This is a genomic window from Pseudoalteromonas sp. KG3 (assembly GCF_030436385.1).
Taxonomy (GTDB): Bacteria; Pseudomonadota; Gammaproteobacteria; order Enterobacterales; family Alteromonadaceae; genus Pseudoalteromonas; species Pseudoalteromonas prydzensis.
The window spans coordinates 1,248,984-1,265,461 of record NZ_CP098523.1 but is presented as its reverse complement, the minus strand read 5'-3'; the positions used below and the strand labels follow the sequence as shown (position 1 = coordinate 1,265,461).

The 16,478-nt window shown below is 40.6% G+C and carries 18 protein-coding genes; 8 read left to right on the top strand and 10 right to left on the bottom strand.

Annotated features, from left to right (window positions below; all coding sequences use genetic code 11):
- Positions 1-28: 28 nt before the first annotated feature.
- Positions 29-352, bottom strand: a complete 324-nt coding sequence (locus NDQ71_RS06065; RefSeq protein ID WP_064666572.1) for a YebG family protein — start codon at positions 350-352, stop codon at positions 29-31.
- Between the two features lie 263 nt (positions 353-615).
- Between NDQ71_RS06065 and NDQ71_RS06060 the strand changes: the two genes are divergently transcribed.
- On the top strand, positions 616-915 hold the full coding sequence (locus NDQ71_RS06060) for a ComEA family DNA-binding protein (RefSeq protein ID WP_192540925.1): 300 nt from the start codon (positions 616-618) through the stop codon (positions 913-915).
- Between the two features lie 28 nt (positions 916-943).
- On the opposite strand, the gene NDQ71_RS06055 is transcribed toward NDQ71_RS06060, so the two are convergent.
- Complete coding sequence (locus NDQ71_RS06055; protein WP_064666574.1) at positions 944-1,246, bottom strand: DUF6170 family protein; 303 nt, start codon at positions 1,244-1,246, stop codon at positions 944-946.
- On the bottom strand, positions 1,246-1,758 hold the full coding sequence (gene dsbB / locus NDQ71_RS06050; RefSeq protein ID WP_064666575.1) for a disulfide bond formation protein DsbB: 513 nt from the start codon (positions 1,756-1,758) through the stop codon (positions 1,246-1,248). The genes NDQ71_RS06055 and dsbB overlap by 1 nt, the downstream gene beginning before the upstream one ends.
- Positions 1,759-1,981: 223 nt before the next feature.
- Between dsbB and fadR the strand changes: the two genes are divergently transcribed.
- Both fadR and NDQ71_RS06040 read left to right on the top strand, forming a co-directional pair.
- On the top strand, positions 1,982-2,695 hold the full coding sequence (gene fadR, locus NDQ71_RS06045) for a fatty acid metabolism transcriptional regulator FadR (protein WP_064666576.1): 714 nt from the start codon (positions 1,982-1,984) through the stop codon (positions 2,693-2,695).
- A gap of 233 nt (positions 2,696-2,928) precedes the next feature.
- A complete protein-coding gene (locus NDQ71_RS06040) occupies positions 2,929-3,534 on the top strand; it encodes a peroxiredoxin C (protein WP_192540924.1) in 606 nt (201 codons plus the stop codon).
- Between the two features lie 63 nt (positions 3,535-3,597).
- Here NDQ71_RS06040 and NDQ71_RS06035 read toward each other — a convergent pair whose 3' ends face one another.
- A complete protein-coding gene (locus NDQ71_RS06035) occupies positions 3,598-6,195 on the bottom strand; it encodes a TonB-dependent receptor (protein ID WP_192540923.1) in 2,598 nt (865 codons plus the stop codon).
- A 188-nt stretch (positions 6,196-6,383) separates the two neighbouring features.
- The gene (smpB, locus tag NDQ71_RS06030; protein WP_064666579.1) at positions 6,384-6,863 is read right to left on the bottom strand and encodes an SsrA-binding protein SmpB; all 480 of its coding nucleotides are present in this window, start codon (positions 6,861-6,863) and stop codon (positions 6,384-6,386) included.
- A 146-nt stretch (positions 6,864-7,009) separates the two neighbouring features.
- On the opposite strand from smpB, the gene NDQ71_RS06025 reads away from it, so the two are divergent.
- Positions 7,010-7,450, top strand: a complete 441-nt coding sequence (locus NDQ71_RS06025) for a type II toxin-antitoxin system RatA family toxin (protein WP_064666580.1) — start codon at positions 7,010-7,012, stop codon at positions 7,448-7,450.
- The gene (locus NDQ71_RS06020; RefSeq protein ID WP_192540922.1) at positions 7,447-7,776 is read left to right on the top strand and encodes an RnfH family protein; all 330 of its coding nucleotides are present in this window, start codon (positions 7,447-7,449) and stop codon (positions 7,774-7,776) included. Before NDQ71_RS06025 ends, NDQ71_RS06020 begins: the two co-directional genes overlap by 4 nt.
- A gap of 65 nt (positions 7,777-7,841) precedes the next feature.
- Here the strand turns inward: NDQ71_RS06020 and NDQ71_RS06015 are convergent, their stop codons facing one another.
- Entirely contained in the window at positions 7,842-8,201 is a 360-nt protein-coding gene (locus NDQ71_RS06015) for an outer membrane protein assembly factor BamE (protein WP_192540921.1), read from the bottom strand.
- 119 nt (positions 8,202-8,320) lie between these two features.
- Between NDQ71_RS06015 and NDQ71_RS06010 the strand changes: the two genes are divergently transcribed.
- A complete protein-coding gene (locus NDQ71_RS06010; RefSeq protein WP_192540920.1) occupies positions 8,321-8,641 on the top strand; it encodes a GIY-YIG nuclease family protein in 321 nt (106 codons plus the stop codon).
- Here the strand turns inward: NDQ71_RS06010 and NDQ71_RS06005 are convergent.
- The 4 genes from NDQ71_RS06005 to ilvC all read right to left on the bottom strand — a co-directional run bounded on the left by NDQ71_RS06005 (position 8,631) and on the right by ilvC (position 14,383).
- Entirely contained in the window at positions 8,631-9,359 is a 729-nt protein-coding gene (locus NDQ71_RS06005; RefSeq protein WP_192540919.1) for a M28 family peptidase, read from the bottom strand. The two genes, NDQ71_RS06010 and NDQ71_RS06005, sit on opposite strands and share 11 nt — an antisense overlap.
- 166 nt (positions 9,360-9,525) lie before the next feature.
- Positions 9,526-10,725, bottom strand: a complete 1,200-nt coding sequence (locus NDQ71_RS06000) for a tetratricopeptide repeat protein (RefSeq protein ID WP_192540918.1) — start codon at positions 10,723-10,725, stop codon at positions 9,526-9,528.
- A gap of 80 nt (positions 10,726-10,805) precedes the next feature.
- Positions 10,806-12,719, bottom strand: a complete 1,914-nt coding sequence (locus NDQ71_RS05995; protein ID WP_192540917.1) for a methyl-accepting chemotaxis protein — start codon at positions 12,717-12,719, stop codon at positions 10,806-10,808.
- A gap of 191 nt (positions 12,720-12,910) precedes the next feature.
- Entirely contained in the window at positions 12,911-14,383 is a 1,473-nt protein-coding gene (gene ilvC, locus NDQ71_RS05990) for a ketol-acid reductoisomerase (protein WP_064666586.1), read from the bottom strand.
- A 163-nt stretch (positions 14,384-14,546) separates the two neighbouring features.
- Between ilvC and ilvY the strand changes: the two genes are divergently transcribed.
- Together ilvY and NDQ71_RS05980 are read left to right on the top strand one after the other, a co-directional pair.
- On the top strand, positions 14,547-15,461 hold the full coding sequence (gene ilvY / locus NDQ71_RS05985) for an HTH-type transcriptional activator IlvY (protein ID WP_192540916.1): 915 nt from the start codon (positions 14,547-14,549) through the stop codon (positions 15,459-15,461).
- A gap of 159 nt (positions 15,462-15,620) precedes the next feature.
- A complete protein-coding gene (locus NDQ71_RS05980; RefSeq protein ID WP_192540915.1) occupies positions 15,621-16,478 on the top strand; it encodes a MipA/OmpV family protein in 858 nt (285 codons plus the stop codon).

Genomic DNA, 16,478 nt, shown 5'->3' with positions numbered 1-16,478 from the left:
CTCCTTTTTATTTGTTAACTTGTTGGTATTAGCTCGCGGCTTTGTCAGTGCTTGCTTTTATATCTGCAACGTTTTCTGCTGTTTTCTTCGTTTTAGCTGGTGCAGCTTTAGCAGGAGCAACATCTTTAGCGCCTTTAAGTACATTGATAAAGTCGTCTTTACTTTTAGCAATCTCAAGCGCAAGCGATTCAATTTGTTGTTCACTTAAAGGGACATCCACTTTCTCTAGCATTATCTCGAGTGACTCTGCTATATCAAGCATTTTGTCATACGCATCTGCTTCTTTTTTAGTAGTAAACGTCATACGCTCGACTCCGTTTCTTTCTACAACATATTTAACAACAACAGCCATGATTTCTCCTGCCAATTTGCTTGGTGAATAATACGTTCACCTTGATTGATTACTGTTTTTATGTACAGTAATAGTTTGTTGGCCTTTTTGCAAGTGAACATTTTTATTTTTTCACTATAGGTATATTGACAAATGGGGACAACTTTACTTTATTTAAATTGTCACACTTTTTCAGTATGGCTTTATTTGGATGTAGTCCAAAAGTGAGGACATTTAATTCAACTATTAACTGAGTCCACGTATGGATATCATGGAGGAGAAACATGAAGTTTTTAACTTTAATAGTATTACTATTTGGTCTTGCTATTTCATTGCCCAGCAATGCAGCTGTAAATAAAGTAGAGGCGACTGAAAGTGCCGGAAAACCTCAGCTAGTCAATGTTAATCAAGCAACCGTTGAGCAGCTGAGCCAGTTACCTGGCATTGGTAAATCAAAAGCACAAGCGATCGTTGATTATCGTACTACGCAAGGTAAATTTAAATCCGTTGCTGATCTGGCGCAGGTGAAAGGCATTGGCGATAAGCTCGTCGCAAAACTAGAGGGAAAAGTTAAATTTAAATAAGTTATATTTTAATAAGTAACAGGGCGAATTATTCGCCCTGTGTAAACTCTGCAATTGCTTGCTGCAAATAACCTTTAGCAAACATGATCTCTACTGGCGTCGTCAGTAAGGGGTACGCCATACCGGTGATCAGTAATGCAGGTAACAGTAACCAACCTTCAATATATGCTAGTGATAAAAATACAGGGGTCAATAAAAGTAACTTTAAAATACGCAAACTGATTTTTTGCATTGGTGTTAAGCGACTTAAAGCTAAGGCAATAATTTGCTGACGTTGGCGTATTTTAAATGGTTTTAATGACGTTACTTGGCTTGAAAAAAATGTCATCATCACAGTGACTTTTTAATGATTAAACGGCTTGCGACAACGCTTATTAGTACCAGTGTGAATGCGGCAAAAATTACTTCCATCCAAGCGGGCATACTTAATCCTGCAAACTGCCAATCAATATTGCCACAATCACCGGTGGCGGCGAAAAATTGCGGTATCCATTCATGTAACGGCACGGGAAAGTTTGGTTCAAACTCACAGCTAAAAGCAAAAGGATCAGTTGTGGTTTGCATCTCGATATGTTCGCGAGCAATCAAATAACCCCAAATACTAGCAACAGCCCAGCTCAATAAAGCAGTAACGCGGATCACCCTATTAGTGGGATTTATTGCGCCAATAATGCCTGCGAGCAGCAAACCTAGCATCGCAGTTCGTTGATAGATACACATAATGCATGGCTCTAAGCCCATTTGATATTGGAAAAATAAAGCAACCACTTCAAATGTAAATGCAGTTAATGCTAATAAAACCCAAGGTGTGCGTTGCTGCGCTAAATTTGCTAACCAATTCATAGTATTTCCAAATATTAATATCTCAATGAGATTATGACTTAGTCATTAAACTAGGCGCAAGGGTAAATATGCTTTGTGACGATAAAAGCTGCTGGCAGATATTTAACAGCCTGCTTAAATGATTTAATGAAGTGACTTTACTTGTTAGTTTTGCTTCATCTGGTACAATCAGTCGGTTAATGGTTTTTAAATGAAGTAATGTGATAACTCGAGTGGGAATTGAATGAGAATTTTTAAAGCGAAAAGTCCAGCTGGATTTGCAGAAGAGTATATTGTTGAATCAATTTGGAACGGCGATTTCCCTCCTGGTTCTATACTCCCTGCTGAGCGCGAGTTATCAGAATTAATAGGTGTTACACGCACTACACTACGTGAAGTATTACAACGTCTAGCGCGTGATGGCTGGCTGACTATTCAACATGGTAAGCCAACCCGAGTTAATAATTTTTGGGAAACATCAGGCTTAAATATTCTCGAAACATTAGCCCGTCTTGATGAAGACAAAATGCCAGAGCTTACCGACCAACTTCTATCTGCACGAACTAATATCAGTGCCATTTATACCCGTGCGGCAATTAAGTTAGCACCAGATCGTGTGATTGAAATCTTATCGCAAAGTGACGAGTTAGAAGACAGCGCACAGGCTTTTGCTGATTATGATTATAAAGTACACCATGAGTTAGCTGTGGCAGGCAATAACCGAATTTATGTGCTTATTCTGAATGGCTTTAAAGGCTTCTATTCGAAAATTGGTTGCCATTACTTCTCCGATCCGGGCACTCGTCAACTAGCACGTCAGTTTTATAAAGACTTAACTATACTTGCTGAAAAGCGTGAACATGATGGCGCTATTTCAATGATGCGTAAATATGGTCATCAAACCGGTGAAATTTGGCAAAAGATCCGTGGTGATATGCCTGAAAATATTATGGATTAGTCATTATCACTCGTTAATAGCCTGCTCATGCAGGCTTTTTTATTCCTTTTACGTAGTGTTCTGTATTTTCGATGGTAGACATCGGAAAATACGATTGTTCTTTTAAGTCATTACTCTCTAAAATATTTTGACAATTATGCATGCCAGCCCTTGGTATTTTGTTTTTAGATCCCATATTAAAGGCAAGCATTGCGTAAGCAATAAAAAGCAAACTCAAATATTTGGAGAATAAAATGGGTGTATTAGTAGGCCGCCAGGCACCAGACTTTACCGCTGCAGCAGTATTAGGTAACGGCGAGATCGTAGATAGCTACAATCTTCACGAAAAAATCAAAGGTAAAAAAGCAGTAATCTTCTTTTACCCACTAGATTTCACTTTCGTATGTCCTTCTGAACTAATTGCTTTTGACAAGCGTTATGAAGAATTCCAAAAGCGTGGCGTTGAAGTAATTGGTGTTTCAATTGATTCACAATTCTCACACAACGCATGGCGTAACACTGCTGTTGCTGACGGTGGTATTGGCGCAGTTAAATATGCACTAGTTGCAGATGTTAAACACGAAATCTGTAAAGCGTATGACGTTGAGCATCCAGAAGCGGGCGTTGCATTTCGTGGTTCATTCTTAATTGATGAAGAAGGTAATGTACGTCACCAAGTAGTAAATGACTTACCACTTGGTCGTAACATCGATGAAATGCTACGTATGGTTGACGCGCTAGCGTTCCACAGCGAGCACGGTGAAGTATGTCCTGCTGGTTGGACTGAAGGTAAAAAAGGTATGGATGCAAGCCCTGCAGGCGTTGCTAAGTTCCTTTCTGAAAACGAAGGCGACCTATAATTTAGGCCCTAGTTTTTAAATAAGAAACCCGCCAACTGGCGGGTTTTTTGTTAGCGATAATAGTTAGAAAGAAAACGAAACTTTAGTATAAATATAACGCCCGCGGGGATTATGTACCGCCGATACATAGCCATATAAATCACTATCGCCATCACCGATCGCAAATGGTGGCTCTTCGTCAAATAAGTTATTTACACCAATCGAAATTTTGGTTGACTCGGTAATACGATAAGCGGTTTGCAAATCAACTAAAACTTGTGAATCAACCATTCTCGATGTGTTACTATCAAAATCCAGCGTGCCATCAAAATCAATATCAGGCGTATCTTCAAATTCACCGATATAACTGATATTTACATTAGTATTGAATTCGCCAAGCTCCCAATTGGTTGAAAACATCCAGCGGTGCTCAGGGTAGCCATATTCACCGGTATAATCGCGGCCGTCCTTTTCAAACTTGTCTTGGTATGCCCATTCTAAGTTGAACTTAAGTAAACCTAAATCATCCAATGAGTGGTTATAATTTGCAGAGAAATCAACGCCAGACACTTCTTGTGAAGAGACGTTCTCAAAGGTACTGTGAATTTTTTGGATCACCCCTAAGCTTTGTCCACCTTGTGGCGGCAGACGAACGCAGACGGTACTATTTTGGTTGTTACATTCTGCATCATAAATAGGGCCAAAGGCTTGTTCATCAATTTTGTTATCTTGGGTAATACTCCATACATCAATGCTAAAGCCAAGTTCAGCCATTGGCGCCCAAATAAAACCAAGGTTCCATGATTCCGATTCTTCAGCTTGCAAATCAGGGTTACCAGCAAATTGGATGTTGTAATCAAGTACATCACAATCCTCTCCCGTTGCTGCACAGCGATAGCTATCGACAAAAAATTGACTTTCTTCTGAAGGGCCTAGGCCTATTTGTGCTAGTGACGGCGCTCTAAAACCTTGTGCCCATGAGCCGCGAACGGTAATTTCATCGCTAGGAGCCCAACGTAGTGCTACTTTAGGGTTGGTTGTGGTGCCAAAGTCACTGTAATCATCATAGCGACCTGCCAGTTGTAGTTCTAAGCTATCTGCAAGGGGAATTGAGAATTCAACGTATGCTGCATATTGGTCGCGTTCAGCGGCCGCAGAAACAGACTCAGTACCAAAAATTAGACCGCGCTGAAATTGATCATCCGGGATGTCACTAACATCTTCTTCACGATACTCAATACCCGCAGCCATCATCACAACACTGTCGCCAAAACTAAATGCTTCACCAGTAATATTGGCATCAAAGGAGGTCATATGAGATTCACCACGGCGAACTAAGCTGGTGGTTATACGGTCAATGACAGCAGGATCGTTATATGTGCCGCCAAATGGGTTGTAGTTGCCGGCATCTATTTCTTGCTGTAAAAAATCAGTTCTTACCCAGCCTTGAGTTCTATCACCAGTTTGCATTGATTTACTACGGCCTTTTTGTACCGCCGCTTCCCAGCTCCAATCGCTAATTTCACCACGTAGGCCTGCAACAAAACGCAGTGTATCAGATTCAATATCCCACTGACGGGCACCCGCATCCACAGTACGATAGCGGCCAATTTCGATGTCTTGACCAAATGGATTGTTAGGATGATTACCTGGAACAGTTAAACCGGCATCTTCATCTAGCGGGGTAGGTGCACCTGCGGCAATCGAGGTATTATGTTGTACGGCCATTTCCATAAAGGCAGTAATACCATTATCAAAGTTATATTCAAACTGGGAAATTGCACCCACTCGTTCAGAAGCAGGAGCAATATAGCCAAATGGCCCATAATCAAATAAACAGCTGCCGCTAGATGTGGCGCTTTCAGCAGGACAATCAGGATCTATAGTTTTTACGCCGTCAACGTAGAAATAACCCGGGAATCCGCGTGATGAACGGAAATCTTGGCCACCATTTGCTGTTTGATCAGCAGTACCTAAACGGCCCATTTCATCTGATGATAAAGAGGTGTTTTTAAAATAATCAACTATCACTGACGCACTGCTTTTTTCGTTTGATGTTCCCCATACAATGCTTGCCGAGGTTTCTTCGTAGTTAGGGCCATCGGTGCCGCCGTAGCCTAAATTAACCTCTAAACCATCGATATCCTTTTTTAAGATAATATTTACCACACCTGCAACGGCATCTGAGCCATAAATTGCCGATGCACCATCTTTAAGAATATCAATACGCTCAATAGCAGAGACTGGAATGCTGTTGATATCAACAAATGAATTAGTGATGCTCTCAGCGAATGCGCTGATAGCCACTCGACGACCATTAATTAACACCAGTGTTGCATCAGCGCCTAAACCGCGTAGCGATACTGCTGCAGAGCCGTTAGCGGTCGAATCCTGATTATTACCGCGAGTAGAAAAAGTACCATTACCGGCAACAGGCATTCTTTCCAGTAATTGTTGTAGGTTGTCATAGCCCATATTATCGATATCGGCACGACTAATTGATTGTACTGGGGAAGGACCTTCAATATCAGTACGTTTTATCCGAGAACCCGTTACTTCAATGCGTTCAACTTTTTTTGCTTCGTCAGCAGCTAATGATTGAGAAGTATAACCTGTCGTTGCAAGTGCCAGTGTTACACAAGCGATTAGCTTAGGTTTAAATGGGAGTATTCTGTTCTTCATCCTTAAATCCTTGTTGTCATGTTAATTTTATCTGGTTAAATCAACCAGTAATATCAATACCATGTAAATATTGTGTTAGCAAATTGTTTGGTTTGGTTGTGTACTAAAATCGATACAGTTACGAGAATTTAGGGAGGAAAATAAAAACGCCTAACTGAGTTAGGCGCTTTTGAGGTTGTTTGGGTATATTAAACTTTATGTTTCATTAACCGTTCTTTTTCGCGAGACCAGTCTTTGTTTTTGCCGTCTTCACGTTTGTCATGCATTTTCTTACCTTTGCCTAAGTGAAACTCTAATTTCACCCAGCATTTTTTCCAATACATGGCAGTGGCGATCAATGAATAGCCGTCGCGCTCAGTTGCACCAACTAAACGATCTAGCTCGCGTCTGCTTAATAATAACTTGCGATAACGTAATGGATCGCAAATAACATGGGTTGAAGCGCTATTGAGTGGCTGTATTTGACTGCCAAGCAAAAACGCTTCGCCATTTTTAAGGTGAATGTACGTTTCAGAGATGTTTACTTTACCAGCTCGGATGCTTTTTACTTCCCAGCCTTGCAGTTCAACACCAGCCTCAAACTTGTCGTGTAAAAAATACTCATGACGCGCCTTTTTATTGAGCGCGATAGTATTACTTGTCGATTTAGATGAATTTTTCTTAGCCATAGTGGCCCATATTATACGTAAAGCTCTGCTTTTTACATCGATTTTTTATTTTTGCCAATAAAAAAGTGTCAGTAAATAAAGCGCCAGGAAAGTTTGGGGAAAAACGCAAAGCTTGCTAAAATTCGCCCACACAGTTGGGAGTGAGTATGCCACAAATAGAAAAAAGTGCGCTAGTAATGTATAGCAGCAAAGAAATGTTTGATTTAGTCAATGATGTGGATGCTTATCCTGAATTTTTACCACATTGCTCCGATGCGAAAATTATTGCTCAGCAAGATAATACTATGACCGCGAGTTTAGAAATCTCTAAAGCGGGTATAAAAAAGTGGTTTACCACTGAAAACACATTTGCAGACGAAAATACCGTGACATTACGTTTGGTGGATGGACCATTTAAAGCGTTGCAAGGGCGTTGGCATTTTCAGGTGCTGGATGATAACGCATGTAAAGTGCAGTTACAGCTTGAGTTTGAATTTTCCAGTAAGCTCATTGAGCTGGCGTTTGGCCGGGTGTTTAATGATGTCGCAAAAAACATGGTGAATGCATTTACTCAGCGAGCGAAACAAGTATATGGTCCACGATTATGATAAAAGTTGAAGTAGTATATGCCTTACCGACCACAGCAACCTGTTTACTGGTTGAAGTGCCTACAGGAACAACCGCTGAAGAGGCGGTGATCCAATCGGGTATTCTTGCAAAGTGCCCAGAAATTGATGGTTTAGCGCTTACATTAGGAATTTGGAACCGTACTTGTAAGCTGAGTCAAGTCGTTGAAGATGGTGATAGAATTGAAATTTACCGGCCTTTAATTGCCGATCCTAAAGATGCCAGACGCAAACGTGCGGAAAAAGCTAAAGATGAAGGGCGTGCAAATAAAATCACCGGTGGACGACCACTTGATAAAGCGAAATAATTAAACTAAACAAAAAAGGTTAGCCGTAGCTAACCTTCTCATTTTAATCTTGCGTGTTTTCGTGATTACTGTTCAAGCGGCGTGTTAAATTCGGCGGGTTGTTCGTAGTCACCACTAATTGACTGCAACTTTTCATTTTCAAACACAATGGTCAGTGATTTGCGTTGTTCATTATCACGGCCAAGATTGAATGAATATAAATAGTGCCAGGTGTTTTTATCGAAAGCGTCTTCAGCTACCGGTTTACCTAATACATAAAGCACTTGCTCTCGGCTCATATTGACACGAAGTTTATCAACATCGCTTTGTTCTAAAAAGTTACCTTGTGGGATATTGATACGATAAACCCAACTAGAACAACCTGCGGTTGCACTTAATGTGAGAGCAACGATAAACCAAAGAGAAAAAGTTTTTAACGACTGCATTGTTTGTTTGGATCCTTATTTTTTATAAACTGCATGATACCGATTAGTCACCTAAGGTAAAACCCCTTTAGGCAAATGTTTGTGACTTAATTTTAACTATTGATGTTTGGAGCGTAATTTTGACCTCGCAGCCCGCTAAAAGTTTAACTAACTCGGAAAATAGTACGCAAATCAATCTCTCTACTTGGTCGCTCTATATTGTACAAACACGTTTAGGTCACTGGTATACAGGAATAAGTACGGATGTTGAGAAACGTTTTACTGTGCATCAAGCGGGTAAGGGCGCTAAAAACTTAAAAGGAAAAGGACCATTAACGCTAATTTATCAATGTGAAGTGGGTACTCGTAGTGAGGCGACGAAACTTGAAATTAAAATTAAACAGTTAAGTAAAGCACAAAAACGCGTGTTTGTTGCTACAGGACAGCAGCCTAAAACTTAGTCATATCAAGTTGAGCAATAAATTGTGTAATATAATTGACGGCCTCTATATATAGCTGCTGATCGATATTACTGAGCTGATCAGAACTTTTGTGGTGATGTGGATCATACCCCATGCCAAAATAGATATACGCAAACCCCGCTTTAGCAAATGCGTAATGGTCGCTAGCGCGACGCCAATCTATCTTTTCGCCTGTGTTTAGGCGATTCATAATATTTGACGAGCTGGTTACTTTAACTTTTATTGTATCGCTGGATATTGCAGCGAGTTGATGCTGTAACGCCTGGCGCTGCGCATTTGCAATAAAGGCATACAAGGTTTTTTTTGGGCGACTAACGGCTAACATATCTAAATTAATATTGAGCACGGTTATGGAGTCGTCAAGCTGTAATTGGCTAACAAAAAACTCCGCGCCATGTAAGCCATTTTCTTCAGCATCGGTGGCAACAAAGCTAAGTTGAAAGGGCAGTGGCGCCCCAGCAAATTGAGCGGCGATAAATAGTAGTGCACTGACGCCACTGGCATTGTCGTTAGCGCCGGCATACAAGTTATGGCCTTGCTTACCTAAATGATCGTAATGGGCTGTGAGTATCACATGTGCTTTAACCGGGTGCTTAGGCATTAAGGTCGCTACTACATTTTGTCCTGACATTTCAGTAAAAAAACCAGCGGTGTACTTAAATGGTTGTAACTGACTGTCATAGTCAAGTTGCTGCAAGCGTTGATTAATGAATTGAGCAGTTGCAATAGCATCATCTGTATTGGTTTTACGGCCATTTAAGGCCGCTGAGCTGAGGTAATTTAAATCACTAATGAGTTGCTGGCTTGCAACGTGTCCATGCGCTGGGATAGATAGTAAAACAATTACAAATAAAGTAATCAGTTTAATGGTTATTTACCTTCACAGTCATGGCCCTGAGAGCCTGTAATTTGTTGTGATAACGTTGTTTATCGTGCTCAAAATCAGCGTGCTTATTAGCAAAACGTAGTTGCGTATAGGCTTGTTTAAAATCACCTAATTGATAATAGGTGCGCGCTAAGCCAAAGTAGCTATCATGGATCTGTCTATCAATAAGTTTGGCTTTGTTAAAGTGTTTAATAGCATCTTGATAGTTTTTAATCAGGTACGCATCGTTACCTAAAGCAACATGATAATATGGATTAGTTTGCCGTTTTAAGTCAAGCTTAGTCAAAATCTCATCAGCAAGCTCACCCCGTTCGGTAAGTTGATACAGCAGTGCTAAATTGCCCAGTGCAGTGTTATTGTCAGGGTTTAGTGCTATTGCAAAGTTATAGGCTAGTTCGGCGTTCGCGTATTGTGAATGTAAGCGCAGTAATACCGCTAAGTTCCCCCAAGCACCAGAATAGTTTTCATCCGTCTTTGTGGCAGCTAAAAAGTAGCTATAGGCCAAGTCATGTTGCCCATTTAGCATCGCTGTTGCGCCTTTGTTGTTATAAAACATAGCGGTAATTCGTTGTTTAGTGATTGGTGTCGTTTTAAATTTTTCCCCACGTGAATTAGGATCAAAATCAATGACGAGTGAATTTTCGCTAGTATAAAGGTAAGTGATATTGCTATTGGTATTGCTATTGCGACGCTGTGTAACGACTAAATTTATGTGACCAGTTAATAAGTTATAGCCGTTACTAACTGCCCAATATTCAGGGATATGTACTGTTTGAAATTGCCCATCTAGCCCTAAATATTCTGCCATGCTATAAGCTAAAATCGATAAAGATAAACAATTGGCATTTAAGTCGCTATAAGCTTGATTGGCCGTTAGCGTTGCTCCAGCTTGATATGACAAAGACGCATCACCATTTTCTAATAAAAAGTTTAATAGCTTTTTGGTGTTATTTAAATCACGTTTATGAGTTGGGAAGGCTAAATCAAGTTGCTGGGTTATTTTATCGTTTAAAACAAATATTTCAGTACTATTTTCAACAGGCAATACGGTGAAGGATGGGTTATTTGTCATCTCTGGTGCAATCAATGCCGGTTTTTTATGGGTATTAGTACACGCTGATAAACTGCACAGCAACAATATAGCGACTAACTTAGTAGGTAACGTTAGTGTTGTCATAATCACACCCCAACTAAAGACTGACTTATTAAGTTTAGCCTATTTTTAGATGGAGTGGATATTAACTGTTACAAACTGTGTCAGTGTTTTTCAAAGGTGGCGACTAAACTTGCTAGTGTTTGCGCACTAGTCGCGAGGTCTTTGATTGCTTGCTCGGTATCGATTTGCTCGCGCATTGCCATATCACTGATCTCACTGATTTGTTCAATATTACGACCAACATCAGCAACTACGCTACTTTGCTCTTCAGTGGCTGTTGCAATCAAGGTTGCCATATCATTTATTTCATTAGCGGTATTAGTAATAGCGTCAAGTAGCTGCACAGAGCTTTGCATGTTGGCAACACTGTGTTGCGCTTTGTTTTTTGAAAGTGCAATTTGCTCAACTACATTTGTCGCTGTTTTTGCCAGCTCTTCAATCATTGTTTGAATTTCAGTGGTTGATTGCGAGGTACGATTGGCCAGTGCCCTCACTTCATCTGCGACGACAGCAAAGCCACGGCCGTGCTCACCAGCGCGCGCCGACTCAATGGCAGCATTTAGTGCAAGTAAGTTAGTTTGCTCTGAGATACCACGGATAGAATCTACGATACTCGCGATTGTTTGAGTTTTATTTGCAAGCTCGGTCACTTGCCCTGTAATTGTATCAATATCACTAGCAAGGGCAGTAATACTTTGCTGGCTTTGCACTACTTGCTGGTGGCTTTGCAATGTATTCGCTTTGCTGTCTTCGGTTAGCTTTGCAGCAGTTGCAGCGCTGTGGGCAATTTCTTGTACTGTTGCCCCCATTTCGTTGATTGCAGCTGCAACTGAAATTGTTTGCTCTTTTTGATTATCCATAGCTTGAGAATTGCGTTTGGCTTGGGCAAATACCTGATCTGAGCTTTGACGAATTTCTAAACTTTCGTGTGAGACTTGGGCAATCGCTGTTTCAATTTTATCAATGAATTGATTAAAGCCATTACTTAATGCTGCAAGTTCTGGTTGCTCACTGTGTGGCAACCTATATGCTAAATTAGCATCCCCCGAGCCTAAGCGAGTAAATAATTCAGCCATTTTTGACAGCGGTGATGACAATGAACGAGCTAACAAGAAACTGATCACACACGCAAGTAGTGCAATAACAATCGCAAAACTTAAAATCTGCCATTGTAATGTGGTGATCCCAGCAAACACTTCTGCTTTTGGTACTTGTGCAACGACATAAAGTTGGGTGTTTTTAATCGGACTCGCTGCTATGAAAAACGCATCGCCATTGAGTTGGATTTCTTGTAAGTTAAATTCATTACCTGTTAATAAGCGGCGGCTAATTTGCGCACCATATAAGGTATCTAGGTTTGTTTTACCTACGGTGTTGACGTTTTGATGGAGTTTAATTAGGCCATCATTATCAACAATAAATACAAAACCAGTTTGCTCTATTGTAAATCTGTTCAGTAGCGCTTGCATATCATCAATACTTTTTGCAAGTCCTGTTAAACCAATGCCATTTGTTTGCTGATGATTCACAAACATTTTCATATCACCATTTGGCTCTTGGTACAGGCTGATTGAATAGGGGAGCTGCGATTCTTTAAAATCAAAAAACCAGCCATCTTGCTGATGATCTAATACGCGTAAAAAGCCCTCTTGATTCCAATATTGAGCTGTATCGCGGTTAGCCCACGAAGCAGTCGCTAAATCGTATTGTTTTACCACGCGATTTAGCTCACTAACTAATGTTTGATCATTGTTATCGCCACTTTTAGCCCACGCTACAATGAACTGGTTACTCGATAGTTGCTCGGCAGCGCTGAGTAATTTATTGATTTCTAGGCTAATGTAATTATCGATCGCTTGTAATTTACTTGGTAGCTCTGATTGGATCATCCGTTGTTCAATAATGGTTTTGGCTGATAGCAGTGCGGTAATACCAATAAAACTGGCAACGGATAACGCAATGACGATCCCTAAAATAGTGATTTTACGGGTGATACTGAGGCTTTGATAAGACATTGTGGGCACTAAAGTTACAAATTATTGGGTACATTTTAGCATGGTTTTTTCGGATAGTTCTATCATCGAGTAGAGTAATAGCTCACAACCTAACTTTTCTAAGTTGTAATTTGGCAACGAAATGAAAAAGCCCACTGCATTGAGCATGTGGGCTTGGTTTCTAACAAGCGAAACTTTTATTGTCCAGGGTATTAAACAATCTTTTTCATCGCTGACATATAGCCGCGTAATTTAGTGCCAATGATCTCAACAGGGTGCTCACGCAGTGACTTGTTGATTGCAATTAGTGTTTGGTTATCCACATGGTTGCTGCGCTCACCTAAACCGCGACCAATAACATCGGTATCGATATTTTGCATAAAGTCTTGTAATAGCGGTAAACAGGCATGGTTATACAAGTAACAGCCATATTCAGCAGTATCAGAAATGGTGCGGTTCATTTCAAATAACTTTTTACGCGCAATGGTGTTAGCAATAAGTGGTGTCTCATGTAATGACTCATAGTAGGCAGATTCAGCGATAATGCCTGCTGCCGTCATGGTTTCAAATGCGAGTTCAACACCGGCCTTAACCATTGCAACCATTAAAATACCGTTATCAAAAAACTCTTGCTCAGTAATTTCAACATCACCTGCTGGGGTTTTCTCAAAATTAGTTTCTGCGGTTTCTGCACGCCATTTTAAAAGGTTTGCATCATCATTGGCCCAATCTTCCATCATTACCCGAGAGAAAGTACCATCGATGATGTCGTCTTGGTGTTTATTGTAAAGCGGGCGCATAATTACTTTTAATTCTTCACTTAACTCAAATGCTTTTACTTTTGCAGGGTTCGATAAACGGTCTAGCATGTTGGTCACACCGCCGTATTTTAGCGCTTCAGTTACAACTTCCCAGCCGTATTGAATTAGCTTTGATGCGTAACCAGCATCAACACCTTTTTCGATCATTTTATCAAAACATAAAATAGAACCGGTTTGTAGCATACCGCAAAGGATGGTTTGCTCACCCATTAAGTCTGACTTAACCTCAGCAATAAATGATGATTTCAATACACCTGCACGGTGGCCACCAGTACCTGCTGCATACGCTTTTGCTTGTGCTAAGCCATGGCCTTGAGGGTCATTTTCAGGATGAACGGCAATCAGTGTTGGTACACCAAAACCGCGCTTATACTCTTCACGTACTTCAGAACCTGGGCATTTAGGCGCAACCATTATTACGGTGATATCGTCACGTACTTGCATGCCTTCTTCAACAATGTTGAAACCATGTGAGTAGGCAAGTGTTGAACCTTGCTTCATCATTGGCATAATCGCGTTAACAACCGCGGTATGTTGTTTATCAGGTGTTAAGTTTAAAACGACATCAGCGGTTGGAATCAATTCTTCGTAAGTACCTACAGTAAAACCGTTTTCAGATGCATTTAAAAAAGATTGACGGCGTTCAATGATGGCAGAATCACGTAATGTGTAAGACACGTCTAAGCCTGAATCGCGTAAGTTTAGACCTTGGTTTAAACCTTGTGCACCACAACCAACAATAACAAGTTTTTTGCCTTTCAGTGCAGCAACGCCATCGGCAAATTCAGCCGGATCCATAAATTCACATTGTGCTAGCTGAGCTAGCTGCTCACGTAAAGGAAGAGTATTAAAATAATTCGCCATTGTTAGTATCCTATCTATTTCATATTTTGTTAGATGCAAAGCATTTTGCCTTGCTTGAAACTACCATAAGGAAAATTTAACCTTGCGTAAAATGATATATTTGAATTAAAGTATTTCATAAAGTGAAACGTGGCAGTTTTAAAAATCAGAATGAGAGACCCGAATGGATCATAAGCGCTTACATTATTTCTTAGCACTTGCTAAAACGTTGCACTTTGCCCGCGCAAGTGAACTGTGCCACATTAGTGCGCCAACGCTCAGTCGCAATATCAAGCAACTAGAAGATGAGGTGGGGGTAACACTGTTTAGCCGTGATAATCGCAGCGTAAAACTAACTCGCGAAGGAGAGTCTTTTATTGATTATGCCAATGCGACACTGACTAATTGGCAGCGTTTTCGCTCGAATGTACAAGATCCAGAGCAAACAATTTATGGCAAAGTAAGTATTTATTGCTCAGTTACGGCGTCCTATAGTTTTTTACATCAAATGTTAGAGCAATTGCGCTTGCAACATCAACATATAGAAATAAAACTGAATACAGGCGACCCAGCAGTTGCCATTAATCGTGTTTTGGATGGTCATGAAGCGATGGCCATTGCAGCCAAACCCGATAAGTTACCGCCACAAATTGCATTTGCCAGTATTGGCTACTCGTCATTGGTGTTTATTGCGCCACGCAATGCATCATTGCTCACCGAAAAGCTGGCTCGGTTTGGCGATAATATTGATTGGTCTGAGCTTGAGTTTATTGTGCCGGAGCAAGGTTTTACCCGTCAGCGGTTAGAGCAGTGGTGGCGAAAGCATGGTATTAATGCCAAAATATACGCACAAGTGGCAGGGCATGAAGCCATGGTATCTATGGTAAGTTTAGGGCTTGGCATTGCGATGGTGCCAAAGATTGTATTAGACAACAGCCCGTTAAAAGATCGTGTTCAGGTGTTAAGCGATCAAAAAGAAGCACCGCCAGGTTTTGAAATTGGCTTAGCTGTGTTACATAAAGCGCTGCCAGATGCAGCATTAAAAGCATTATGGGAAATTGCGCAATCATTGAAAGATGTCAATAGCTTAGCAAGTTGATCTGAGTATAAACTACTGCTTCGAATAGTTGTTATTTTTACCTAAAACAAATCCACATGTATCAAAAGTGTGAATGATTGTAATCAGCTAGGGATTAGTTATTAATAGCTTGCTATTATACAGTCACTAGCTTGGGTTTTCTTGGCATACATAATAATAATGACGTTAAATATTAACACCCTTACTGCACTTTGCGTGTCTTTGTGGTTTGCTTCGCCTTGTTTTGCGCAGCAGTCAGAAATTGATCCGGTGCAAAACATCACAATAGATCAGTGGCACCTGAGCCTAAACCTTGGCTTGGGTGTGATGAGTAATCCTTTAAAAGGGGGAGATGACTTACCGCTAGTTGTGATCCCCGAAGTAGCCTATTATGGCGAACAATTCTTTTTTGACAATGGCCGTTTAGGCTATAGCCTCTCACAAGACACGCCACATATATTTAACTTGGTCAGCGAATTTAATCCTGAAACGCGTTTTTTTGTCGATTGGCATCCAAGCAATATTTTTGCATTAACATCTGCTAATTCATTATCGACGAGTAATAATGAGTTACAAAGTCAGCAACCTCGCCTTGATATAGAACAGCTAGATAAACGCAAATGGGCGCTGGATGCAGGCATGAGCTATCATTATGTATTCAAGCAGCATGTTTTCTCAGTGCAAGCATTAGCCGATGTGTCAGGTGTATATGAAGGGTGGCGCAGTGCCTTGCAATGGCAAATGCATAACAACATTGGTGAGCTAGTTATTAAACCAAGTATGGGGATCTGGTATAAATCGGCTGCATTGAATACGTATTTCTATGGTGTATCGGCGAAAGAGTCTGCAAATGGTGCAATTGAGGTTGGTAGTAGTTGGCAGCCTTATGCTAAAATAGATGCCCGTTGGCCCTTAAATGATGCCAATTCTTTGCGTTTTCATTTGGCTTACTATGATTATTCGGCCTTAGATGACAGTCCGCTGTTTGAGCAAACGTATTCAATGACTGCCTTTATAGGATTCGATCATATTTTTTAA